The sequence below is a fragment of the Diaphorobacter sp. LI3 genome (assembly GCF_022807955.1).
Taxonomy (GTDB): domain Bacteria; phylum Pseudomonadota; class Gammaproteobacteria; order Burkholderiales; family Burkholderiaceae_C; genus Diaphorobacter; species Diaphorobacter nitroreducens.
The window spans coordinates 3,926,523-3,950,311 of record NZ_CP094346.1; the positions used below are offsets into that span (position 1 = coordinate 3,926,523).

At 69.4% G+C, this 23,789-nt stretch carries 21 protein-coding genes; 5 read left to right on the plus strand and 16 right to left on the minus strand.

All coding sequences use genetic code 11. The features are described from left to right. Positions 1-112 precede the first annotated feature (112 nt). The 7 genes from MRB47_RS18335 to MRB47_RS18365 form a co-directional block, all read right to left on the minus strand. The gene (locus tag MRB47_RS18335; RefSeq protein ID WP_252101407.1) at positions 113-1,537 is read right to left on the minus strand and encodes an NAD(P)(+) transhydrogenase (Re/Si-specific) subunit beta; all 1,425 of its coding nucleotides are present in this window, start codon (positions 1,535-1,537) and stop codon (positions 113-115) included. Positions 1,538-1,548: 11 nt separating this feature from the next. Continuing rightward, positions 1,549-1,878: an NAD(P) transhydrogenase subunit alpha gene (locus MRB47_RS18340; protein ID WP_015914535.1), complete on the minus strand. Its 330-nt coding sequence runs from the start codon at positions 1,876-1,878 to the stop codon at positions 1,549-1,551. A 48-nt stretch (positions 1,879-1,926) separates the two neighbouring features. Next, positions 1,927-2,646, minus strand: coding sequence for a hypothetical protein (locus MRB47_RS18345; RefSeq protein WP_238526549.1), 720 nt, complete (start codon positions 2,644-2,646; stop codon positions 1,927-1,929). Between the two features lie 24 nt (positions 2,647-2,670). Beyond that, positions 2,671-3,786 (minus strand): Re/Si-specific NAD(P)(+) transhydrogenase subunit alpha, encoded by a 1,116-nt coding sequence (locus tag MRB47_RS18350; protein ID WP_015914536.1) that lies wholly within the window; start codon positions 3,784-3,786, stop codon positions 2,671-2,673. Positions 3,787-3,997: 211 nt separating this feature from the next. After that, entirely contained in the window at positions 3,998-5,062 is a 1,065-nt protein-coding gene (gene fba, locus MRB47_RS18355; RefSeq protein ID WP_015914537.1) for a class II fructose-bisphosphate aldolase, read from the minus strand. A 153-nt stretch (positions 5,063-5,215) separates the two neighbouring features. Next, positions 5,216-6,652, minus strand: a complete 1,437-nt coding sequence (gene pyk / locus MRB47_RS18360) for a pyruvate kinase (RefSeq protein WP_103738481.1) — start codon at positions 6,650-6,652, stop codon at positions 5,216-5,218. An 83-nt stretch (positions 6,653-6,735) separates the two neighbouring features. Continuing rightward, positions 6,736-8,127 carry an aminopeptidase P N-terminal domain-containing protein gene (locus MRB47_RS18365; RefSeq protein ID WP_088888170.1) on the minus strand — a complete coding sequence of 464 codons (1,392 nt, stop codon included), beginning with the start codon at positions 8,125-8,127 and terminating at the stop codon, positions 6,736-6,738. A 66-nt stretch (positions 8,128-8,193) separates the two neighbouring features. On the opposite strand from MRB47_RS18365, the gene MRB47_RS18370 reads away from it, so the two are divergent. Further along, on the plus strand, positions 8,194-9,033 hold the full coding sequence (locus MRB47_RS18370; RefSeq protein ID WP_252101408.1) for a hypothetical protein: 840 nt from the start codon (positions 8,194-8,196) through the stop codon (positions 9,031-9,033). 44 nt (positions 9,034-9,077) lie between these two features. Here MRB47_RS18370 and MRB47_RS18375 read toward each other — a convergent pair whose 3' ends face one another. From MRB47_RS18375 to MRB47_RS18410, 8 genes are read right to left on the minus strand one after another with little or no spacing between them, the layout of a single operon-like run. Beyond that, positions 9,078-9,833, minus strand: a complete 756-nt coding sequence (locus MRB47_RS18375; RefSeq protein WP_252101409.1) for a nucleotidyltransferase family protein — start codon at positions 9,831-9,833, stop codon at positions 9,078-9,080. A gap of 33 nt (positions 9,834-9,866) precedes the next feature. Beyond that, positions 9,867-10,586 carry a two-component system response regulator KdpE gene (gene kdpE / locus MRB47_RS18380; protein WP_047351179.1) on the minus strand — a complete coding sequence of 240 codons (720 nt, stop codon included), beginning with the start codon at positions 10,584-10,586 and terminating at the stop codon, positions 9,867-9,869. A gap of 6 nt (positions 10,587-10,592) precedes the next feature. Beyond that, on the minus strand, positions 10,593-13,352 hold the full coding sequence (locus MRB47_RS18385) for a DUF4118 domain-containing protein (protein ID WP_047351178.1): 2,760 nt from the start codon (positions 13,350-13,352) through the stop codon (positions 10,593-10,595). 12 nt (positions 13,353-13,364) lie between these two features. Then, positions 13,365-13,508, minus strand: coding sequence for a hypothetical protein (locus MRB47_RS18390; protein ID WP_157497510.1), 144 nt, complete (start codon positions 13,506-13,508; stop codon positions 13,365-13,367). After that, entirely contained in the window at positions 13,498-14,118 is a 621-nt protein-coding gene (gene kdpC, locus MRB47_RS18395; protein ID WP_047351193.1) for a potassium-transporting ATPase subunit KdpC, read from the minus strand. The genes MRB47_RS18390 and kdpC overlap by 11 nt, the downstream gene beginning before the upstream one ends. Positions 14,119-14,129: 11 nt before the next feature. Beyond that, a complete protein-coding gene (gene kdpB / locus MRB47_RS18400) occupies positions 14,130-16,223 on the minus strand; it encodes a potassium-transporting ATPase subunit KdpB (RefSeq protein ID WP_047351177.1) in 2,094 nt (697 codons plus the stop codon). A 7-nt stretch (positions 16,224-16,230) separates the two neighbouring features. Continuing rightward, a complete protein-coding gene (gene kdpA, locus MRB47_RS18405; protein ID WP_252101410.1) occupies positions 16,231-18,033 on the minus strand; it encodes a potassium-transporting ATPase subunit KdpA in 1,803 nt (600 codons plus the stop codon). Positions 18,034-18,035: 2 nt separating this feature from the next. Continuing rightward, positions 18,036-18,134, minus strand: a complete 99-nt coding sequence (locus MRB47_RS18410; protein ID WP_084002077.1) for a potassium-transporting ATPase subunit F — start codon at positions 18,132-18,134, stop codon at positions 18,036-18,038. A 318-nt stretch (positions 18,135-18,452) separates the two neighbouring features. Between MRB47_RS18410 and tkt the strand changes: the two genes are divergently transcribed. From tkt to MRB47_RS18425, 3 genes are all read left to right on the plus strand, one after another. Then, positions 18,453-20,489: a transketolase gene (gene tkt / locus MRB47_RS18415; protein ID WP_252101411.1), complete on the plus strand. Its 2,037-nt coding sequence runs from the start codon at positions 18,453-18,455 to the stop codon at positions 20,487-20,489. Between the two features lie 52 nt (positions 20,490-20,541). Continuing rightward, positions 20,542-21,543, plus strand: coding sequence for a type I glyceraldehyde-3-phosphate dehydrogenase (gap, locus tag MRB47_RS18420; RefSeq protein WP_123675538.1), 1,002 nt, complete (start codon positions 20,542-20,544; stop codon positions 21,541-21,543). A 144-nt stretch (positions 21,544-21,687) separates the two neighbouring features. Continuing rightward, on the plus strand, positions 21,688-22,248 hold the full coding sequence (locus MRB47_RS18425; protein WP_015914544.1) for a DUF924 family protein: 561 nt from the start codon (positions 21,688-21,690) through the stop codon (positions 22,246-22,248). Positions 22,249-22,345: 97 nt separating this feature from the next. Here the strand turns inward: MRB47_RS18425 and MRB47_RS18430 are convergent, their stop codons facing one another. Further along, positions 22,346-22,690 carry an HPF/RaiA family ribosome-associated protein gene (locus tag MRB47_RS18430; protein WP_015914545.1) on the minus strand — a complete coding sequence of 115 codons (345 nt, stop codon included), beginning with the start codon at positions 22,688-22,690 and terminating at the stop codon, positions 22,346-22,348. 172 nt (positions 22,691-22,862) lie between these two features. On the opposite strand from MRB47_RS18430, the gene MRB47_RS18435 reads away from it, so the two are divergent. Further along, a complete protein-coding gene (locus MRB47_RS18435) occupies positions 22,863-23,780 on the plus strand; it encodes a gamma-glutamyl-gamma-aminobutyrate hydrolase family protein (RefSeq protein ID WP_011807048.1) in 918 nt (305 codons plus the stop codon). Positions 23,781-23,789: the final 9 nt, after the last annotated feature.

The window sequence follows — 23,789 nt, forward strand, 5'->3', positions numbered from 1 at the left end:
TCTTCTAGTTACGAATGACGACAAAGTGCGGCGCATTGTGGATGGCCTGCAGCCTTCGCGCGTCTGGAATTACCCTAGCGTGCCGGCCCTGCCGGCATGCGCGGATGCGGCACTACTCCACGGCCTTGCCAATGTCTTCGACCACCTTCTTGGCGTCGCCGAAGACCATCATGGTCTTGTCCATGTAGAACAGTTCGTTGTCCAGGCCGGCGTAGCCCGCGGCCATGGAGCGCTTGTTGACGATCACGGTCTTGGCCTTGTAAGCCTCCAGGATCGGCATGCCGTAGATGGGGCTGCCCTTGTGCAGCGCGGCGGGGTTTACCACATCGTTGGCGCCCAGCACGATGGCCACGTCCGCCTGGCCGAACTCGCCGTTGATGTCCTCCATCTCGAACACCTGGTCGTAGGGCACCTCGGCCTCGGCCAGCAGCACGTTCATATGGCCGGGCATGCGACCCGCCACCGGATGGATGGCGTACTTGACGGTGATGCCCTTGTCGGTGAGCTTTTGCGCCAGCTCCTTCACCGCATGCTGCGCGCGCGCCACCGCGAGGCCGTAGCCGGGGACGATGACCACGGTCTCCGCCTGGCTCAGGATGAAGGCCGCATCGTCGGCGCTGCCGCTCTTGGCCGTGCGCTGTACGGCGCCGCCCGCAGCCGCAGCTGCCGCGTCGCCGCCGAAGCCGCCCAGGATCACGTTGAAGAACGAGCGGTTCATGGCCTTGCACATGATGTAGCTCAGGATCGCGCCCGAGCTGCCTACCAGCGAGCCCGCGATGATGAGCATGCTGTTGTTCAGCGAGAAGCCGATGCCCGCCGCTGCCCAGCCCGAGTAGCTGTTGAGCATGGACACCACCACGGGCATGTCGGCGCCGCCGATGGGAATGATGATGAGCACGCCCATCACGAAGGCAAGCGCCAGCATGGCGAAGAAGGCATCCCAGCGCTCGGTGAGCATGAACACCAGCCCCAGGCCGACGGTGGCCAGGCCCAGCACCAGGTTCAGCAGGTGCTGCCCCTTGAAGACCACCGGCGCGCCCTGGAACAGGCGGAACTTGTACTTGCCCGAGAGCTTGCCGAAGGCGATCACCGAGCCACTGAAGGTGATGGCGCCGATGGCCGCGCCCAGGAACAGCTCCAGCCGGTTGCCCAGCGGGATCGGCTGGCCATGCGCCACGATCTGGAAGGCCCAGGGCTCGGCCACGGCCGCCACGGCGATGAACACCGCCGCCAGGCCGATCATGCTGTGCATGAAGGCCACCAGCTCGGGCATCTTGGTCATCTCCACGCGCTGGGCCATCACCGCGCCCGCGCCCCCGCCCACCACCAGGCCGGCCAGCACGTAGGTCATGCCCACGCCCTTGTCGCTGGCCAACTCCACGATGAGCGCCGCCGTGGTCAGTACGGCGATCGCCATGCCCGCCATGCCGAACAGGTTGCCGCGGATCGACGTGGTGGGGTGCGACAGGCCTTTGAGCGCCTGGATGAAACAGACGCTGGCGACCAGGTACAGCAGCGTGACAAGGTTCATGCTCATGCCAACGCTCCTTATTTCGTAGCTGCTTTCGCTTGTTCGGCGGGCGCCTTGCGCTCTTTCTTCTTGAACATCTCCAGCATGCGCCGGGTGACCAGGAAGCCGCCGAACACGTTCACCGCCGCCAGCGCCACGGCCAGCACGCCCATGGTCTTGCCCAGTGGCGTTTCGGTGAGCGCAGCGGCCAGCATGGCCCCGACGATGACAATGGCCGAGATGGCATTGGTCACCGCCATCAAGGGCGTGTGCAACGCGGGCGTGACGTTCCAGACCACGTGGTAGCCCACGTAGATGGCCAGCACGAAGATGATCAGGTTGATCAGCGTGGGCGAAACCGACTCCATCTCGACGCTCCTTCGGAAAGGGGGCCTCTACACGGCCCCAATTGACAGCTATTCGGGCAGGGCCTGGGGGAACGGGGGCACCACGAAACGGCCATCCAGCATAGTGATGCTCTGGCGGGCCGCTTGGGCGAGCTGCTCCATCCATTCCTGCGCGGGACGGCCTGCACGCAGGAACTCCTCGTTGTTGCGCACGGTAGGCCGCAGCAACCGCCGATCGGCCAGCACATCCACGGACACATAGCCACCTTCGGGGGTGGAGTAGCGGTACGAGACGTGGGAATACGGGTTGGCTGGCACGGCCTGCTGCTGCGTCAGCCACTGGGCAAGCGCCGGACGCGCGCTGGCCAGGTAGCCGTCGGTGCCCGCGCTGCGCTTGTAGCGCAGGCAGTCGATGCGCACCGGACTGCCGCGCGCCGCGTCTTCCACCTGCACGCCCTTTTGCGGCAGGCAGGCCGCGGTCCACAGCGTGGTGTCGCGCGGGTGGTTGCTGGCATTGGTCTGCACCACCAGAACCGCCAGCGGTTCCTTGGCCCGGCCGCGCAGGGCCACTGCGCGGGTCTGCATGGGCAGATCGTGCGCGGTGTCATCGGGGCGGACGTCAAACTGTTCGGCGTCGCCGCCCAAAGGCTGCCAGGTGCCCGCAGGCAACTGCAGTTCGGCACGGCCCACCCGTACGAGGTCCGGCTGCGCTGGCGCGCATGCAACGAGCGACAGCAGGGCCGCGATGGCGGGGACAAAGGGGTTCCAACGAAGACGCAAGAAAGTCACTCCAAGGTTGCGGGCAGAACAGGGTCACGCACGCGTGACGGCCCCCTCATGCGCCACCAAGCAGGCCACCACGATGTCGTCATCGCGGTTGAGGTGCAGGGCGCCCTCGGGGTTGATGATGAGTTTGAGAAAGTCGAGCACGTTGCGCGCGTACAGCGCGGAGGCATCAGCCGCCACGAGCGCGGGCAGGTTGGTCTCGCCGACCAGGGTCACGCCGTGGTGCACGACGGTCTGACCCGGCTGGGTCAGCGGGCAGTTGCCCCCCTGCGCGGCCGCCAGGTCCACGATGACGGAGCCGGGCTTCATGGACTCCACCATCTCCTGCGTGACCAGCACCGGCGCGGCGCGGCCGGGGATCAGCGCCGTGGTGATGACCACGTCGGCCTGCGCGACACGCTTGGCAACCTCGGCCTTCTGGCGGTCCAGCCAGCTTTGCGGCATGGGGCGGGCGTAACCGCCCACGCCCTCGGCAGCTTCTTTCTCCTCGGCGGTTTCGTAGGGCACGTCGATGAACTTCGCGCCCAGCGACTCCACCTGCTCCTTGACGCTGGGGCGCACATCGCTGGCCTCGATCACCGCGCCCAGGCGCTTGGCCGTGGCAATCGCCTGGAGGCCCGCCACGCCCACGCCCAGGATGACCACGCGGGCCGCCTTCACGGTGCCCGCCGCAGTCATGAGCATGGGAAAGAAGCGCTGGTAGCGATCAGCGGCCATCACCACGGCCTTGTAGCCGGCGATGTTGGCCTGCGAGGAGAGTACGTCCATGCTCTGCGCGCGCGTGGTGCGCGGCGCGGCTTCCAGTGCATAGGCGGTGACGCCGGCAGCGGCCAGGCGGTGCAGACCAGTGGCGTCGAACGGATTCAGCATGCCGACCAAGGTACTGCCCGGGCGCAGCAGGCCGGCTTCGGACTCTTGCGGCGCGCGCACCTTGAGCACCAGGTCGCAGCCCCAGGCGCCGGCCGCGTCGGTGATCTCGGCTCCCACGGCGGCAAAGCCGGCATCGGTGACGCTGGCGCAACCGCCGGCGCCTGACTGCACCCGCACCGTGTGGCCTTGGGCCACGAGTTTCTTGACGGTTTCTGGCGTGGCGGCCACCCGCGTCTCGCCTGCCAGAGTTTCGGCGGGCACACCTATCAGCATGTCATCTCCTCCTGCACGCGAGCGCCCTACGGCGTTGGTCCACGCAGCATTGCGTATTTCTACTTACCGTGAGCTTACATGAAGAATTTCACACCTTCGACGCACGCGCGACATGGCACGGAGCGGGGCCAAAGAAAAAGCCCGGCGGCCATGGGGCGCCGGGCTTGGGAAAGCGTGGGCGGCAGACGGCTCCGCCGCGCGCTTTATTGCGTCAGTTCACGACCTGCTGCAGCGCGCCGCTGGCGTATTTGGCAGCCATTTCGCTGAGGGTATAGCCCTTCACCTTCGCGCCCTGACCCTCGCAGCCAAACTCCAGGTAGCGTTGCTTGCAGATGGCCTTGGCGGCTTCGCGCGCGGGCTTCATCCACTCGCGCATGTCGAATTTGTCCGGGTTCTCGGCTTGGAACTTGCGCACCGCCCCGGTCATGGCCAAGCGGATATCGGTGTCGATGTTGATCTTGCGCACGCCGTGCTTGATGGCTTCCTGGATCTCGGCCACGGGCACGCCGTAGGTTTCCTTCATCTTGCCGCCAAACTGGTTGATGAGGGCCAGCAGATCCTGCGGCACGCTGGACGAGCCATGCATCACCAGGTGGGTGTTGGGAATGCGCGCGTGGATTTCCTTGACGCGCTGGATCGACAGCACATCGCCCGTGGGCGGGCGAGAGAACTTGTAGGCCCCATGGCTGGTACCGATGGCGATCGCCAGGGCGTCCAGTTGCGTGGCCTTGACGAACTGCGCAGCCTCCTCGGGGTCCGTGAGCAGCTGGGCGTGGCTGAGCTTGCCAGCCGCGCCGACGCCGTCTTCCTCACCCGCCTCGCCGGTCTCCAGGCTGCCCAGGCAGCCCAGTTCGCCTTCGACGGTAGCGCCGATCTTGTGCGCCATGGCCACCACTTCCTGGGTGACGCGCACGTTGTAGTCGAAGTCTGCGGGGGTCTTGCCGTCTTCGCGCAGCGAGCCGTCCATCATCACCGAGCCGAAGCCCAGCTCCAGCGCGCCCTTGCAGATGGCGGGGCTGGTGCCATGGTCCTGGTGCATGACCAGGGGGATGTGCGGATACGCCTCGGCAGCGGCGGCGATCAGGTGCTTGATAAAGCTCTCGCCGGCGTACTTGCGGGCGCCGGCGCTGGCTTGCAGGATCACCGGCGCGCCCACCTCGTCGGCAGCGGCCATCACGGCCTGCACCTGCTCCAGGTTGTTGACGTTGAAGGCGGGAATGCCATAGCCGTGGTCGGCGGCATGGTCGAGCAGTTCGCGCATCGAGACGAGAGGCATGGGGTGGATCCGTTCGAGGGTTGATGGATGAGCGGCGGTAACCGCTTGGTAACCCGTAATTTTAGCCGCCCTACCGCTTCCTGGACCCATGCCCCCAATACCCCCCATCGCCCCGTCTGCGTTCACGGGGTGAAAGGATGCGCTACCGCGCTTTCATCGTGCGCGGCAGATCTTGAGCATGTTCGTGCCGCCGGGTGCGCCCATGGGCTCGCCGCAGGTGATCACGTACAGGTCGCCCTGTTGCACGATGTTGCGCATCTTCAGGTGGCTCTCGGCCTGGTCCAGCGCAGTGTCGCGGTCGGCGCTGGTGTCCATGAGCAACGGGCGCACGTTGCGGAACATCGCCATGCGCCGCTGCGTGGCCACCTTCGGCGTCAATGCATAGATGGGAATGTGGATGCGGTGGCGGCTCATCCACAGTGCCGTGGAACCGCTGTCGGTCATCGCCACGATGGCCTTGGCACCCAGGTGGTGCGCCGTGAACAGCGCGCCCATGGCGATGGACTGGTCGATGCGACCCAGGGTCTGGCCGATGAAGTCGGAGTCGCGCTCCAGGTCTTCGGCCGCTTCCGCGGCGGCGCAGATGGTGGCCATCTCCCGCACCGTGTCCAGCGGGTACTTGCCAGCCGCCGTCTCGGCGCTGAGCATCACGGCGTCGGTGCCGTCCAGCACGGCGTTGGCCACGTCGCTCACTTCGGCGCGCGTGGGCACGGGGTTGGCGATCATGCTCTCCATCATCTGGGTCGCGGTGATCACCACCTTGTCCATGTCGCGCGCCATGCGGATCATCTTTTTCTGCAGCGCGGGCACCGCGGCGTTGCCCACCTCCACGGCCAGGTCGCCGCGCGCCACCATGATGCCGTCGGACACGCGCAGGATCTCCTCCAGCAGCGGCACGGCCTCTGCACGCTCGATCTTCGCGATCAGGCCGGGCTTGTGGCGGAACTCGGCCGCGGCCACGTTGCACAGCTGGCGCGCCATCTCCATGTCGGTGGCGTTCTTGGGGAAGCTCACGGCCACATAGTCGGCCTGGAAGCTCATGGCGGTCTTGATGTCCTCCATGTCCTTGGCCGTGAGGGCGGGCGCCGTGAGGCCTCCCCCCTGCTTGTTGATGCCCTTGTTGTTGGACAGCTCGCCGCCGATCTTCACGGTGGTGTACACGGCCTCGCCGCGCACGGCATCCACCTGCAGCACGATGAGGCCGTCGTTCAGCAGCAGCACATCGCCGGGCTTCACGTCGCGGGGAAGTTCCTTGTAGTCCAGGCCCACGCCCTGCAGGTCGCCGGGTTCGCTGCGCGACGCGTCCAGCACGAAAGGCTGGCCCGGCTCCAGCATCACCCGCCCTTCGGCAAACTTGCCCACGCGAATCTTCGGCCCCTGCAGGTCGGCCATGATGGCGACCTCGCGCCCGGCGCGCTGAGCGGCCTCGCGCACCATGGCGGCGCGCTCCACATGGTCCTGCGCCTTGCCGTGGCTGAAGTTCAGGCGCACCACGTTCACGCCCGCCGCGATCATCTGCTCCAGCAGTTGCGGGTCGCTGGAGGCGGGGCCCAGGGTGGCAACGATCTTGGTGGCGCGGCGGATCTGCATGGGGGTGTCTCTTTTCCGTGGATGTAATCGAGTTTCGATTTTTGCACAAAATCAGTTACATCGCGGTTCCTGAAAACACCCGCTCAGCCGCGCATCAGCGCCTCGATCTCGTCGCCCTCCACGGGCACCCCGCGGGTGATCAGTTCGCAGCCGGTCTCCGTGACGATGGCGTCGTCCTCGATGCGGATGCCGATGTGGTGGAAGGCCTCGGGCACGCCCGGCGCCGGGCGCACGTACAAGCCAGGCTCGATGGTCAGCACCATGCCTGGGCGCAGGATGCGGCTGGGGCGGTTCTGGATCAGCTCGCCCGACAGCGGGTCGCGCCGCTCGCTCACCTGGCCCACTTCTGAGGGCTCAACGTAGCTGCCGCAGTCATGCACATCCATGCCCAGCCAGTGGCCGGTGCGGTGCATGTAGAACTGGAAGTACGCACGGCTCGCGATCACGTCCTGCACGCTGCCGACCTTGTTGGCGTCCAGCAGGCCCAAGTCCAGCATGCCCTGCGCCAGCACGGCCACCGTGGCGTCGTGCGGGTCGTTGAAGCGGTTGCCCGCACGCGTGGCGGCGATGGCCGCCTTCTGGCTCTCCAGCACCAGGTCGTACAGCGCGCGCTGCGGGCCGGTGAAGCGGCCATCGGCCGGAAAGGTGCGCGTGATGTCCGAGGCGTAGCCGTCCAGCTCGCAGCCCGCGTCGATCAGCACCAGCTCGCCCGCGCGCACCGGCGCGGCATCCGCGCGGTAGTGCAGTACGCAGGCGTTGGCCCCCGCGGCCACGATGGAGCCATACGCCGGACACTGCGAGCCCTCTTCGCGGAAGGCGTGCAGCAGCTCCGCGTCCAGGTGGTATTCGCGCACGTCCTGGCCGGCGCGCAGCATGCGGGCGCTTCTTTGCATGGCGCGCACATGGGCGCGGGCGCTGATGGCGGCGGCACGGCGCATCAGGTCCTGCTCATGCGCGTCCTTGATCAGGCGCATCTCGTCGAGCAGCGTGCACAGATCACCCTGCTGAGCGGGGCACAGCGCGCCGTACCGCACGCGTGCGCGCACCTGGTTCAGCCAGCCTTCCACACGCGCAGCCAGCCCTGGGTGGGTGGCGAAGGGGAACCAGACGCTGCCGCGGTTTTCCAGCAGACGCGGCAGGCGCGCGTCGATATCGGCCACGGAGTGCGCGGCGTCCACGCCCAGGGTGGCCAGGGCCGCCTCGGGCCCCAGGCGGTAGCCATCCCAGATCTCGCGTTCCAGGTCCTTGGGCTGGCAAAACAGCGTGCTGTGGCCTTCCGCGGTCAGCACCAGCCACGCGCCCGGCTCGGCAAAGCCCGTGAGGTAGTAGAAGTAGCTGTCGTGGCGGTAGAGAAACTCGCTGTCGCGGTTGCGCTGCTGCAGCGGGGCGGTGGGCACGATGGCGATGCCGCCCGCGCCCAACTGGGCGGCAAGGCGGGCGCGACGCTGCGCGTAGAGGGAGCTGGGCGTGGTCATGCTGCCATTGTGGGCCCAACGGCCGGCGCGCGCGGCGGCGCCCAGACGCCGTGGCAGACTCGCCGCATGTCCTTCCTGCTGACCACCCTCATCCCCCTGCTGGGCCTGGTGCTGACCGTGGCCCTGCTTTTCTACGCGTTCTATGCGCGGTATATCGATGTTCCCAACAAGCCGCGGCTGGACCGGCGCGTGCTGGTCGCCCTGTGCGCCCTGGCCGTGGTGTGCGATGCCTGGCTGGGCCTGCGCCTGTACCTGTCGGGTCGCGCGCAGCAGACGCGCCAGGACAGCGCCGTGCATCGCACCCACCGCGAACGCTTCGTGCTGCCGCACGACGTGCAGTACGGCGAACTGGTGATTCCCGCGGGCAGCCTGATCAACCGGCTGGACCCCTTCGACAACGGCGCGCCGGTGCAGCCCGTGTCCCTGCGCGGCCTGGAGGCGGTGCGCTTTTCGCAGCCCGTGCTCGTGGCCGGCGTATGGGCCCAGGCGATGCAGGTGCTGCCGATGCGCGTAGAACTGGCCCAGGACCAGCGTATTGGCCCGCTGTACCGCTACAACACCGACACCAAGGACTGGGAGCTGAACAAGGTGGTACCCGCGCTGCTGTGCCGCCAGGGCCAGATCGCCCTGTTCCAGGTGCCGCACATCCCCTACGACGTGCAGGCCGAGGTGGGCAAGCCCGCACCCGACGGGCCGCAGGCCCGCTTCCTGCCCAGCCAGTGGCAGTTCCGCAACTGCGAGAACGGCCCGGCCATCGATGTGCAGCCCGCCCATCCCGCATCGGCCGCCGCGCTGGCGCCCGCGCCCGAGTTGCTGCCTCCGCCGCCGCCCGCCGAGCCGGCATCAGACCCCTCCGATCCCGCGTCGGGCGCCGCCTCGGCCCCCGCATCCGCGCCAAGCGCCTGAGCCGATAGCCGATAGCCGATAGCCGATAGCCGACGGACGCTGCCTCAGCCGGCGTTCAGCTCGGCCAGCCGCTCGGGCGTACCCACATCGGTCCAGCGCCCGGTATGGAGCGTCGCTGTCACCCGCCCCGCATCCATGGCGCGGCGCAGCAGCGGCGCCAGGGGCGCGGCCACACCCTCGGGGTTGCCGGGTGCGATGTCGCACCAGGGCGCGGTGAACAGCTCGGCGCGCAGCAGGGCGATGGTGCTGTAGGTGTAGCGCGGCCGCGGGTCCTGCGCCGGCAGATTCAGCGCCAACCCCTCGGGCGACAGGCCAAAGTCGCCGCGCGGGTGGTGCGGCGGGTTGGGCACGAGCCACAGATGGGCCAGGGCATCGCCGGCCACGAACCGCTGCACGGCCTGCGCCTCGAAAGTGAAGTCGGGCGCGAACACATCGCCCGCCGCCAGCCAGAACACCGGCCCCAGCTGCGGCAGCGCGCGTGCGATACCGCCGGCCGTCTCCAGCGCGCGACCGAAATCCCGGCCTTCATGGGAGTATGAAATTGATAGCTGTTCGCGCTTGTCCTGCTTGCCTTCGACGGCAAAAACATCTGAAAACCGGTGGCCAATCTGCTCGCCCAGCCACGCGGTGTTGATCACGGCGCGCTCGACACCCGCTTCGACCAACGCACGCAGGTGCCACTCCAGCAGCGGCCGCCCGCGCACTTCGAGCAATGGTTTGGGACAGGCATCGGTCAGCGGGCGCATGCGCTCGCCGCGGCCGGCGGCCAGCAGCATGGCGGGGAACTGGGGCATCGTCATGGGCCCGCAGTGTAGGGGCCGCAGCGCCCCCGGTCAGGGCAGCAGGCGGTAGCCCACCGCCGTCTCGGTGAGCAGGTGGCGTGGCTGCGCCGGGTCGACCTCAAGCTTGCCGCGCAGGTGGCCCATGTAGACGCGCAGGTAGTGGCTCTGGTCGCTGTGCGCCGGCCCCCAGACCTCGCGCAGCAACTGGCGCTGGGTGAGCACGCGCCCGGCGTTGGCCACCAGCACGGAGAGCAAACGGTACTCGGTGGGGGTCAGGTGCACCTCGTCGCCGGCGCGGCGCACCACGCGCCGGGCGCGGTCCACCTCCACCGCCCCGGCCTCCTCGCCAAAGCGGAACACCGCATCGGCCGGCGCGGGCGCCTCGCCCGCCGCGGCACGCGTACGCCGCAGGTTGGCGCGCACGCGTGCCAGCAGCTCGCCGGTGCCGAAGGGCTTGGTGAGGTAGTCGTCCGCTCCCGCGTCCAGCGCGGCGATCTTGTCGGCCTCGTCGGCGCGCGCCGAGAGCACGATGATGGGCACGCTGGACCAGCCGCGCACGTCGCGGATCAGCTCCACGCCGTCGCCGTCGGGCAGGCCCAGGTCGAGCACCAGCAGGTCGGGGTGGCGCGTGCCGGCGGCCACCAGGCCCTCGCGCTGGGTGGCGGCCTCGTGCACCAGCCAGCCCTCGTCCTCCAGCGCGCCGCGCACGAAGCGGCGGATCTGGGGTTCATCCTCGATCACGATGGCGGTGAGGCTAGGGGGAGAAGACATAGGATTTCATTCGGTAACGGCGGGCGGCGGACGGCGCGGCAGCTCGATGGTGAACGCCGCACCGCCGCTGCCATGCGCATCGGCGGCGGCGTTCGTGGCCGAGATCTCGCCGCCATGCGCCTGCACGATGGCCTTGCAGATGGCCAGGCCCAGCCCCACGCCGGGCGTGGTGGACTCTGCCTGGCCGCGGGTGAACTTGTCGAACAGCACCTGCTCGCGCCCGCGCAGGTGGGGCGGCAGGCCCGGGCCGTGGTCGCGCACGGTGATGCGCAGCGCCTGCGGCAGCGCGCTGGCCGCCACGACGATGGGCGGCGCGCCGTAGCGCGCGGCGTTCTCCAGCAGGTTGACCAGCACGCGCTCGATCAGCACGGCGTCGAACTCCACCAGCGGCAGCTCGGGCGCCAACTCGGTGCGCACCGCCATGCCGCCCAGGGCCGGCTGCGCGGCGCGGATGGCCGCGCCCACGACCTCCTCCACCGACTGCCACTCGCGCCGCAGCTGCACGGCGCCGCTGGCGCTGCTTTCCAGCCGCGCCATGTCCAGCAGGTTGCCCACCAGCGTGCTCAGCGCGCGCGCCTGGGCCACGATGGCCTGCGCCGCCTGCGCCTGCGCGGGCGACAGCGGCGGCGCCAGCGTGCGCAGCGACTCGGCCAGCCCGATCAGCGCCGTCAGCGGCGTGCGCACGTCGTGCGAGATGGCGCCCAGCAAGGCGTTGCGCAGGCGCTCGGACTCGATGTCCACCACCGCCTGCTGCGCCACCTCGACGTAATGCACGCGCTCCACGGCAATGGCGATCTGGCGCGCCAGGGTTTCCAGCTGCCGCGCCTGCTCGGGAATCACCAGCCAGCGCGGCTGCGCCGGACGCAGCGCCAGCACGCCGCGCACGCGCATGGGCGCCACCAGCGGCACGTAGTGCCAGGGCTGGGCCGACAGGGTGGCCGTGGTCAGGCCCGCGCTCTGGCCCTGGCGGAAGGCCCAGTCGGCCACGCTGAAGTCGAACCCCTCGGGCGGATCGGACGGGGGCACGAGCCGGTCCTGGGCGTCGGTCAGCAGCACCCGGGCCTCGCCGCCGAAATGGCGCTGCACCGCCGCCGCGCCCAGCGCCTCGACCTGGCTGGCCTGCAGCGCCGCCGACAGCTCGCGCGCCAGCTCGAACAGCGACTGCGCGCGCCGCTCGCGCCCCGCCGACACGCTGGCCGCGAAGCGCAGGCCCGCCGTGAGCTGCCCCACCAGCAGGCCTACGCCCAGCATGACGGCGAAGGTCAGCAGGTACTGCACGTCGCTCACCGCGAACGAGAAGGTGGGCAGCACGAAGAAGTAGTCGAAGGCCATGACGTTCATCGCCGCCGCGAGGGCCGCCGGCCCGCGCCCGAAACGCCACGCCACGCCCACCACGCCCAGCAGGTAGAGCATGACGATGTTGGTCAGCTCCAGCACGCCCGACAGCGGCGCAGCCAGCCCGGTGAGGGCCACGCTGCTGCCCACGGCCCAGGCAAAGCCGGGCCAGGTGGCGGCATCCGGCTCCTCGGGCAGTTCTCCACGCGCCGGGGCCGCCCAGGGCGTGCGCGCCAGGCGGCGGGCGCTGTCGGCCGGGGCCACGCTGACCAGGTCCAGCGTGGGCGCGATGCGCGCCAGCCGCAGCGCCAGCGGCGCGCACCAGCGCCCGGCCCAGCGGCGCCAGCCGGCGCGCGCGCGGCCACGGCCCAGCACCAGCATGGCGCAGTTCAGGCGCTGCGCCTGTTCGGCCAGCGCGGGCGCCACCTGCTCGTCGCTCAGTACGGCGGTTTCCGCGCCCAGCTCCTGCGCCAGGTGCAGCACGGCCAGGATGCGGTCGCGCGCGGCATCGTCCAGCCGCGCCAGGCGCGGCGTTTCCACGTAGACGGCATGCCAGCGCACATTGAGCTGGCCCGCCATGCGGGCCGCCGCGCGCACGGTCTGCGCCGCGTCCTGCTCCGGCCCCACGGCCGCCAGGATGGCGCCCGAGGTGTTCCACGCCGGGGGTGCGCCGCCCCCCGGCGCGCCGCTCTCGCCCGACTGCTCGATGCGCCAGCCCCGCACGTCGTCCTCGACGTGGTCGGCCGTGCGGCGCAGGGCGATCTCGCGCAGCGCGATCAGGTTGCCCTTGCGAAAGAAGTTCTGCGCCGCGCGCTCGGCCTGCTGGGGCAGGTAGACCTTGCCGGCGGCCAGCCGCGCCGCCATTTCGTCGGGCGTGGCATCGACCAGGGTCACCTCGTCGGCCTCGTCCAGCACGCTGTCGGGCACGGTCTCGTTCACGCGGATGCCGGTGATGGCGCCCACCGTGCCGTTCAGGCTCTCCAGGTGCTGCACATTGAGCGCGGTCCACACGTCGATGCCGGCGGCCAGCAGCTCCTCCACGTCCTGCCAGCGCTTGGCGTGGCGCGAGCCGGGCGCGTTGCTGTGCGCCAGTTCGTCCACCAGCAGCACCTGCGGGTGGCGCAGCAGCGCGCCGTCCAGGTCGAACTCGCGCAGCAGCTTGCCGCGGTAGTGCCGCTCGCACGGCGGCAGGGCCTCCAGCCCCTCGACCAGCGCGGCGGTCTCGCTGCGGCCATGGGTTTCGACCACGCCGATCACCACGTCGCGGCCGGCCTCCCGTTCGCGCCGGGCCGCGCTGAGCATGGCCCAGGTCTTGCCCACCCCGGCATTGGCGCCGAAGTAAATGCGCAGGCGGCCACGCTGCGCGCGCACCTCGTCGGCGCGCAGTTGCGCGAGCAGGGCGTCGGGGTCGGGGCGGCTGGCTTCGGGCATGGCGAGGGCAGGTTAACGCATGGGCGGTGCCGGGCGGCCACCGCGGGCGGGGCGGCGCCGGCGGCGCTGGCCCCGGCTCACCAACACCCAGGCCAGCAGCACGGGCACACCGAGCGCCGCCAGGGCGCACAGCAGGTGCAGCCAGTCATCGGCCATGGGCGGCGTCCAGCGCCAGGTTGAGCGCCAGCACGTTCACGCGCGGCTCGCCGATCAGGCCGAACAGCAGCGGCTGCTCCGTATGCTGCCCCACCAGATCCACCAACTGCTGCGGCGCCAGGCCGCGCAGGCGGGCGATGCGCGGCGCCTGGTACAGGGCGGCGGCGGGGCTGATGTGCGGGTCCAGCCCGCTGGCCGAGGCGGTGACCAGATCGGCGGGCACGGGCGCCTGGTTGCCGAGGTCGGCCGCGCGCAGGGCTTCGATGCGGGCCCGGACCGCGTCGACCAGGGCCGGGTTCAGCGGGCCCTGGTTCGACCCCGAGGAAGCCGCCGCGTTGTAAGCCATGGGCGCCGTGGCCGACGGCCGGCCCCAGAAATGGCGGGGGTCGCTGAAGGACTGGCCGATCAGCGCCGAGCCCACGACGGTTTCGCCCTGCACGACCAGGCTGCCCGCCGCCTGCTGCGGGAACACGGCGCGCGCCGCGCCGGTCACGGCCAGCGGGTAGACGATGCCGGTCAGCACGCTCAGCAAGGCAAACAGGGCCAGCACCGGGCGCAGCAGCGCGTGGCGCTGGCTCGGGCCTTGGTTGGGGTTGAGGTTGTTGTTCATCTCCGGCTCCTTCACACCAGGCCGCTGGCGGCCAGCAGCATGTCAATCAGCTTGATGCCCACGAAGGGCACGACCAGCCCGCCCAGTCCATAGACCGCCAGGTTGCGGCGCAGCAGCGCAGATGCGCCGACGGGCCGGTAGCGCACGCCCTTGAGCGCCAGCGGGATGAGCACGACGATGATCAGCGCGTTGAAGATCACGGCGCTCAGGATGGCCGAGGACGGGCTGGCCAGATCCATGACGTTCAGGGCGCCCAGGTGCGGATAGGTGCCCATGAAGATCGCCGGGATGATGGCGAAGTACTTGGCCACGTCGTTGGCGATGGAGAAGGTGGTGAGCGAGCCGCGCGTCATCAGCAGCGCCTTGCCGGTCTCCACCACCTCCAGCAGCTTGGTGGGGTTGGAGTCCAGGTCCACCATGTTGCTGGCCTCCTTGGCGGCCTGCGTGCCGCTGCCTATGGCCACGGCCACGTCGGCCTGGGCCAGCGCGGGCGCGTCGTTGGTGCCGTCGCCGGTCATGGCCACCAGCCGGCCTTCGGCCTGGTACTGGCGGATGAGGCGCAGCTTGTCCTCGGGCGTGGCCTCGGCCAGGAAGTCGTCCACACCGGCCTCGGCCGCGATGGCGGCGGCGGTGAGCCGGTTGTCGCCCGTGATCATCACCGTACGGATGCCCATGCGCCGCAGCTCGGCGAAGCGATCGCGGATGCCCGCCTTGACGATGTCCTTGAGCTCCACCACGCCCAGCACGCGCGCGCCCTCGGCCACGGCCAGCGGCGTGCTGCCCCGGCGTGCCACCGCGTCGGCGGCCTGGACCACCTCGGGCGGCAGACGCCCGCCCAGCGCCTCAACATGGTGGCGCAGCGCCTCGACGGCGCCCTTGCGCAGCAGAACCCACTCACCCGCCCCGCCCTTCGCGGCCGGCAGGTCGGCCCCGCTCATGCGCGTCTGGGCCGTGAAGGGCACGAACAGGGCCCCCGGCACCGGCTGCGAGGTCACGCCCTCGCGCCGCGCCAGCTCGACGATGCTGCGCCCCTCGGGCGTTTCGTCGGCCAGCGAGGCCAGCAACGCCGCCTGCGCCAGCTGCGCCTTGTCGACGCCCGGCGCGGGCAGGAAGGCACTGGCCTGCCGGTTGCCGTGGGTGATGGTGCCGGTCTTGTCCAGCAGCAGCACGTCCACGTCGCCCGCGGCCTCCACGGCGCGGCCCGAGGTGGCGATGACGTTGGCCTGCATCATGCGGCTCATGCCCGCCACGCCCACAGCCGACAGCAGGCCGCCGATGGTGGTGGGGATCAGGCACACCAGCAGGGCCACCAGCGCCGTCAGCGACACCACGGTGCCCGCGCCGGAAGCCTGCACGCTGAAGACCGAATAGGGCAGCAGCGTCACGGTCACCACCAGGAACACGATGGTCAACGCCACCAGCAGGATGGTGAGGGCGATCTCGTTGGGCGTCTTACTGCGCTTGGCGGCCTCCACCATGCCGATCATGCGGTCCAGGAACGACTCGCCCGGGTTCACGCCAATGCGCACCACCAGCCAGTCGGACAACACCCGCGTGCCACCGGTCACGGCGGAGAAGTCGCCGCCCGACTCGCGCACCACCGGCGCCGATTCGCCGGTGATGGCGCTCTCGTCCACCGAGGCCACGCCTTCGATCACCTCGCCGTCGAGCGGGATCATGTCGCCGGCCTCGACCAGCACCACGTCGCCCTTGCGCAGGTCGGTCGCCTGCTGGGGCAGGAAGCCGCTGTCGCGGTGTACGCCCTTGAGCTTCTTGGTCCAGGTGTCCTTGCGCAGGCTGCGCAGCGACGCGGCCTGGGCCTTGCTGCGCCCCTCGGCCAGGGCCTCGGCAAAGTTGGCGAACAGCACGGTGAACCACAGCCACACCGCCACCGCCAGGACGAAGCCGGCGCCCATGCCTGTGTCGCCGGGAGCGTTGAGCGTGTTCAGCCACAGCAGCGTGGTGAGGATGCTGCCGACATAGACGACGAACATCACCGGGTTGCGCCACTGGGCGCGCGGGCTGAGCCTGGCGAAGGCGCCGCGCAGCGCCGGCCGCAGCAGGGCGGGATCGGCAAGCGAAAGATTTTTTTGCATCGAAGTCATGGTTGACTCACTTCCAGCGCATCAGGTGCTCGACCACCGGCCCCAGGGCCAGCGCCGGCACATAGTTCAGCAGGCCCACCAGCAGCACGGTGCCGACCAGCAGCACCACGAACAGCGGGCCGTGCGTGGGCAGGGTGCCGGAGGTGACCGGCAGGCGCGGCTTGCCCGCCAGCGCCCCGGCCAGGGCCAGAACCGGCACGATCACGGCGAAGCGGCCCAGCCACATGGCCACGCCCAGCATGGCGTTGTAGAAGGGGGTGTTGGCCGACAGCCCGGCGAAGGCGCTGCCGTTGTTGTTGGCCGCCGAGGTGAAGGCGTACAGCACCTCGGAGAAGCCATGGGCCCCGGGGTTGGCGACGCCGGCGCGCCCGGCCGTGGTGCTCACGGCCACGGCCGTGCCCAGCAGCACCACCAGCGGCGTGACGAGGATGATGAATGACACCAGCTTCATCTCGAACACCTCGATCTTCTTGCCCAGGTACTCGGGCGTGCGGCCGATCATCAGGCCGGCGATGAAGACCGCCAGCACGGCGAACACCAGCATGCCGTACAGCCCCGAGCCCACGCCGCCAAAGACCACCTCGCCCAGCTGCATGAGCACCAGCGGCACCATGCCGCCCAGGGGCGTGAGCGAGTCGTGCATGGCGTCCACGGCGCCGCACGAGGCGGCGGTCGTCACGGCCACGAACAACGCCGTGCCGGAGATACCGAAGCGCAGCTCCTTGCCTTCCATGTTGCCCAGGGCCGGGTCCACCCCCAGCGCCGTCAGCAACGGATTGCCTGCGCGCTCCGCCCAGGTGACGGCCACCACGGCGGCCACGAAGATCACCGCCATGGCGGCCAGGATCGCCCAGCCCTGGCGGCTGTCGCCCACCGCCCGGCCGAAGGCGAAGCACAGCGCCGCGGGGATCAGGAAGATCGCCAGCATCTGCGCCAGGTTGGCCAGCGCCGTGGGATTCTCGTAGGGGTGGGCCGAGTTGGCGTTGAAGAAGCCCCCGCCGTTGGTGCCCAGCAGCTTGATCGCCTCCTGCGAGGCCACGGGCCCCATGGGCAGCGTCTGCGTCTGCGTGCGCAGCTCCTGCACCACCGGCTGGCCCGCCGCGTCGAGCAGCGGCTGGCCGTCTGCGCCGGTCTGCGGCGCCAGGTAGGTGGTGGCCTCGACGGTCGCCACCCGGTGGTAGCCATCGAAGTTCTGGATCACGCCCTGCGACACGAAGAAGAGGGCGATCACGAAGGCGATCGGCATCAGCACCCACAGGGTGATGCGCGTGAGGTCCACCCACACATTGCCGACGGCGCCAAAACGCGTCCCCGCGGCCGGACGGCCCTCGCCCCGCCCGGCAAAACCACGCACCAGCACAAAGGCCACTGCAATGCCGGTGGCCGCCGACAGGAAGTTCTGCACCGCAAGGCCCAGCATCTGGCTGAGGTAGCTCATGGTGCTCTCGCCCGCGTAGCCCTGCCAGTTGGTGTTGGTCACGAAACTGATGGCCGTGTTGAACGCCGAGTCGGGCGCCACGGCGCCGAAGCCCTCGGGGTTCAGCGGCAGCCACCCCTGCAGGCGCTGCAGGCCATAGAGGGCCAGCGCACCCAGCGCGTTGAAGACCAGCAGTGCCAGCGCGTAGGCGCGCCAGCCCATGGATTCGTCCGGACGCACGCTAGCCAGCCGGTACAGCGGCGCCTCGGCCCGCAGCAGCCAGCGCGGCAGGCGCCCGTCGATAAGGGCCGCAAGCCAGCGGCCCAGAGGCCAGGCCAGCAGGGCCAGCAATGCCAGAAACAGGGCCAGCAGGCCCCAGGAAGAGGTGTTCATGGTCAGAACTCCTCGGCGCAGACCAGCGCGAACACAAGGTAGGCCATCAGGAGGACGGCCAGCAGCCCTCCCAGGCCGTAAAGAACTTCGAGCGCCATCACACCGGCTCCCCGCGCGCCCGTCCCAGGCGATCCAGGCCCACGGCCAACTGCGCCACTGCCAGCCAGAGCAAGCCCAGCCCGGCAACCCATACGATGTCCATACAACACACTCCTGCCAATCCAAACAGATGACAGGCAGTCTCCCGAAGGGCGCATCAAAACGGGGTAGAAAGGCCTCGGCGGCCTGTAAAAAAAGTGTCAATGGCCGGCAGGCCGGGCCACCGGCGCGGTCGCCCAATTCGCGGCTGGTGGGCAGGGGGGCCGCCTGCCCGGTAAAATTGCAGGTTTACCCTTACAGCCCCTTCCGGAACCGCCCCGATGGCCAATTCTCAACAAATGGCGAATGCGATCCGCGCACTCGCAATGGATGCCGTTCAACAAGCCAACTCGGGCCATCCCGGTGCCCCCATGGGTATGGCCGACATGGCCGTGGCGTTGTGGGGCCAGCACCTGAAGCACAACCCCACCAACCCCCAGTGGATGGACCGCGACCGTTTCGTGCTGTCCAACGGCCACGCGTCGATGCTGCTGTACTCGCTGCTGCACCTCACGGGCTATGACCTGCCCCTGCAGGAGCTGAAGAACTTCCGCCAGCTGCACAGCAAGACCGCCGGCCACCCCGAGCACGGCATCACCCCCGGCGTGGAGACCACCACCGGCCCGCTGGGCCAGGGCGTGACCAACGCCGTGGGCTTTGCGCTGGCCGAGAAGCTGCTGGCCGCCGAGTTCAACCGCGAGGGCCACGCCGTGGTGGACCACCACACCTACGTGTTCCTGGGCGACGGCTGCCTGATGGAAGGCATCAGCCATGAGGCCGTGGCTCTCGCCGGCGCGTGGAAGCTCAACAAGCTCATCGCGCTGTACGACGACAACGGCATCAGCATCGACGGCCAGGTGGCGCCCTGGTTCATCGACAACACCCCGCAGCGCTTCATGGCCTGCGGCTGGAACGTGATCGACGCCGTGGACGGGCATGACGTGGAAGCTGTGGCCGCCGCCATCGGCCAAGCCAAGGCCAGCGCCGACAAGCCCACGCTGATCGTCTGCAAGACCGTCATCGGCAAGGGCAGCCCCAACCGCGCCAACACGGCCAAGGCCCATGGCGAGCCCCTGGGCGCCGAGGAAATCAACCTCACGCGCGCTGCCCTGGGCTGGACGCACGAGCCCTTCGCGACCCCCGAGTCGGTGTACGCCGACTGGGATGCCAAGGCGGCCGGCCAGGCCGCCGAAGCCGAGTGGACGCTGCGCTTTGCCGCCTACGAGGCCGCCTACCCCGAGCTGGCATTCGAGCTGTCCCGCCGCATGGCTGGCGACCTGCCCAAGCACTTCGCCCAGGTGGCGGTGGACACCGTGGTGGCCGCGCACACCAAGGCCGAGACCGTGGCCAGCCGCAAGGCCAGCCAGATCGCGCTGGAAGCCTTCACCGCCGCACTGCCCGAGCTGCTGGGCGGCAGCGCCGACCTGACCGGCTCCAACCTCACCAACACCAAGAGCACGCCCGCGCTGCGCATCGAGCCCAACGGCGCCGTGGCCAAGACCGAGGCCGGCCAGGTGGGCCGCCACATCAACTACGGCGTGCGCGAGTTCGGCATGGCGGCCATCATGAACGGCCTGGCGCTGCACGGCGGTTTCATCCCCTACGGCGGCACCTTCCTCACATTCAGCGACTACAGCCGCAACGCCATCCGCATGGCCGCGCTGATGAAGCAGCGCGTAGTGCACGTGTTCACGCACGACTCCATCGGCCTGGGCGAGGACGGCCCCACGCACCAGTCGATCGAGCACGCCGCCAGCCTGCGCCTGATCCCCGGCCTGGACGTGTGGCGCCCCGCCGACACGGCCGAGACCGCCGTGGCCTGGAGCGTGGCCCTGTCCAACCGCGACAAGCCCACCGCGCTGCTGCTGTCCCGCCAGAACCTGCCCTACGCGCCCAAGAGCGACCTGGGCGACATCTCGCGCGGCGCCTACATCCTCTCCGAGCCCGCCGCCGTGGGTCTGAAGAAGAAGGCCCAGGCCGTGATCATCGCCACCGGCTCCGAGGTGCAACTGGCCCTGGCCGCGCAGCAACTGCTGGCCGCCAAGAAGATCGCCGTGCGCGTGGTCTCCATGCCCAGCACCACCACCTTCGACCGCGAGGACACCAAGTACAAGAAACTGGTGCTGCCCGCGGGCCTGCCGCGCATCGCCGTCGAGATGGGCGTGACCGACTTCTGGTGGAAGTACGGCTGCGCCGCGGTGGTCGGCATCGACACCTATGGCGAGTCGGCCCCGGCCGGCGTGCTGTTCAAGCACTTCGGCTTCACGGCCGAGAACGTCGCTGACACGGTGCTGGCCGCGCTGCAGCGCGCGCGCTGATCCCTCCCGGTTCTCGTTTTTTGCAATCCATCCATCCCTAGAGGCTCACACCATGACGATCAAGATTGGCATCAACGGCTTCGGCCGCATCGGCCGCAACGTACTGCGCTCGGCCGTGCAGAACTTCTCCGACATCGAAGTCGTTGGCATCAACGACCTGCTGGAGCCCGAGTACCTCGCGTACATGCTGCGCTATGACAGCGTGCATGGCCGCTTCAAGGGCGAGGTCTCGGTCGAGGGCAACACGCTGATCGTCAACGGCAAGAAGATCCGCCTGACGCAGGAGCGCGACCCCGCCAACCTGAAGTGGAATGAGGTCGGCGCCGACATCGTGATCGAGTCCACCGGTCTGTTCCTGGACAAGGCCAGCGCCGAGAAGCACATCGCTGCCGGCGCCAAGAAGGTGCTGATGTCGGCCCCGTCCAAGGACGACACGCCCATGTTCGTGTTCGGCGTGAACCACGCCACCTACGCCGGCCAGGCCATCATCTCCAACGCGTCCTGCACCACCAACTGCCTGGCCCCCGTGGCCAAGGTGCTGCATGACAAGTGGGGCATCAAGCGCGGCCTGATGACCACCGTGCACGCCGCCACCGCCACGCAAAAGACCGTGGACGGCCCGAGCAACAAGGACTGGCGCGGCGGCCGCGGCATTCTGGAAAACATCATCCCCAGCTCCACCGGCGCCGCCAAGGCCGTGGGCGTGGTGATCCCGTCGCTGAACAAGAAGCTGACCGGCATGTCCTTCCGCGTGCCCACCTCCGACGTGTCGGTGGTGGACCTGACGGTGGAGCTGGAGAAGGAAGCCAGCTACGACGAGATCAAGGCCGAGATGAAGGCCCAGTCGCAGGGCGCGCTGAAGGGCGTGCTGGCCTATACCGAGGACAAGGTGGTGGCCACCGACTTCGTGGGCGAGACCCACACCTCGGTGTTCGACGCCGACGCCGGCATCGCCCTGGACAAGACCTTCGTGAAGGTCGTGGCCTGGTACGACAACGAGTGGGGCTACTCCAACAAGTGCCTGGAGATGGTGCGCGTGATGGCCGGCAAGTAAGCCGCAGCCTCCGCCGCTCACAGAGAACGCGCCTTCGGGCGCGTTTTTTATGTCAAATACGCCTCCAGCGCTTACCCATCAAGCGCAGGCAGCTATTTATTCAATAGCAAAGCACATCCACGGCCGGCACCCCATACTTGCGGCATGACCACCTCTCCCGCCCTCCCCACCGCCGCCGATGTGCTGCGCTTTTGGTTCGACGAGGCCACGCCGCAGCAATGGTTCGCCAAGGACGCCGCGTTCGACGCCGCCATCCGCACCCGCTTCGCCGCGCTGCATGCGCAGGCCGCGCAGGGGGAGTTGTGGCACTGGCGCGGTGATGCCCAGGGCCGCCTGGCGGAAATCCTGGTGCTCGACCAGTTCTCGCGCAACCTGCACCGCGACACCCCCGCCGCCTTCGCGCAGGACGGCATGGCCCTGGTGCTGGCGCAGGAGGCCTTGGCACAGGGTCTGGACGCGCAGCTGGAGCCCGCGCAGCGCGCCTTCCTGTACATGCCCTACATGCACAGCGAGTCGCCGCGCGTGCAGGAAGAATCGGTGCGCCTGTTCACCGCGCTGGGCAACCCGGGCAGCCTGCACTTCGCGCATGCGCACCGGGACATCATTGCGCGCTTTGGCCGCTATCCGCACCGCAACGCCGCGCTGGGCCGCGCCAGCACGGCCGAGGAGCTCGCCTTCCTGCAGCAGCCGGGCAGCAGCTTCTGAAGGCAAAAGGCCGCAGGAGCCAACGCTCCTGCGGCCTTTTTCATGGTGCAGCGCCCTACTGTCGGGCGCTGGCAGCTATTGCATCAATAGCGCCCACTCACTCCGCCGTGCGGATGGTGTCGCGGCCGTTGCGGTCCTTGGCGCGCTCGATGTCGTCGCCCAGCGCGCGCACCAGCTTCTCCACGGCCGCCGTGAAAGCATCGGCCACCTTGGCCGCCTCGGCACGCGCAGCCACAGGCTGGCGGCCAGCGGGGCGCACCTCGATCACGCAGCGCTTGTCGGCCGCGCCGGACTTGCCGCCGTCCACGTCGGACAGGAACACCTCCACGCGCGTCACGTGCTCGCGAAAGCGCGCCAGCTTGGCGGTGGCTTCTTCCTGCACCCAGCGGGCCAGCGATTCGCCGCCCTGGATGTGGTCGTCGGTATGCACCTGGATCTGCATGTTTTCTCCTTCGTGAAGTGGATGGGTCGATGGGGCGGACGGTAGCGCCCCTCGTCTTCATCATGCCCCAGTAGGCGCCTGCATGCTTGATTCGCATCAAGCAAAACGCACAGCCGCGCTCTGCGGCTCGTTCCTACAGCGTGCGGGCAAGCGCGGTGTTACAACTGAGCGGATGACTGTCCTGCCGCCCTGGCTACAGCCCGACCGCATGCCGTCGGTGACGCCCTCCCAGCCGCGCCTGAAGATCGGCCTGTCCGCGTGCTTTTCGCATGCGGACCCGGGCCGGCCGCTGTTCACCAACAAGACCCTGCAGTACGTGGAGCAGTCCATCGCGCACTGGATCATGTCGGCCGGCGCGCTGGTGGTGATGGTGCCCTGCCCGACGGGCGAGACCGCGCGCGGCGACGTCACGCTCAAGCACTATGCCGAGTGGCTCGACGGCGTGGTGATGCACGGCGGGGCGGACGTCTGGCCCGGCAGCTACGGCGAGGTGCCGCTCAAGGACGCATGGCTGGGCGACCGCGTGCGCGACCTGTACGACCTGGCGGTGGTGGAGGCCTTCGAGCAGGCCGGCAAGCCCATCTTCGGCGTGTGCCGCGGGCTGCAACTCATCAACGTGGCTTTTGGCGGCACGCTGTACCAGGACATCGAGACCCAGCACCCCGGCGCGCTGCAGCACCGCAACCCGAGCACCTACGACCAACACTTCCACGAGGTGGACATCGTGCCCGGCACGCGGCTGGCGCGGCTGTATCCGGAGCAGCCGCGCGTCACCGTGAACAGCATCCACCACCAGGGCATCAAGAACCTGGCGCCCGGCTTCGACATCGAGGCCTGGAGCTACCCCGACGGCGTGCCCGAGGCGATACGCCGCAACCCGAGCCACGGGCGCGGCTACATCGCGGCGACGCAGTGGCACCCGGAGTTCCGCGCCAGCGCGGCCGTCACGCTGGACGACTCGCCGCTGCTGCACGACTTCCTGGCCGCCTGCAGCCGGGCGCGCGTGCTGCCCCGGCCCGGCCACAGCCCGCTGCAGATCCGCGACCGCGCGGAGCGCCTGCTGCGCCGCGCGCTGCTGCGCAGGCGCTAGCCAAAATTG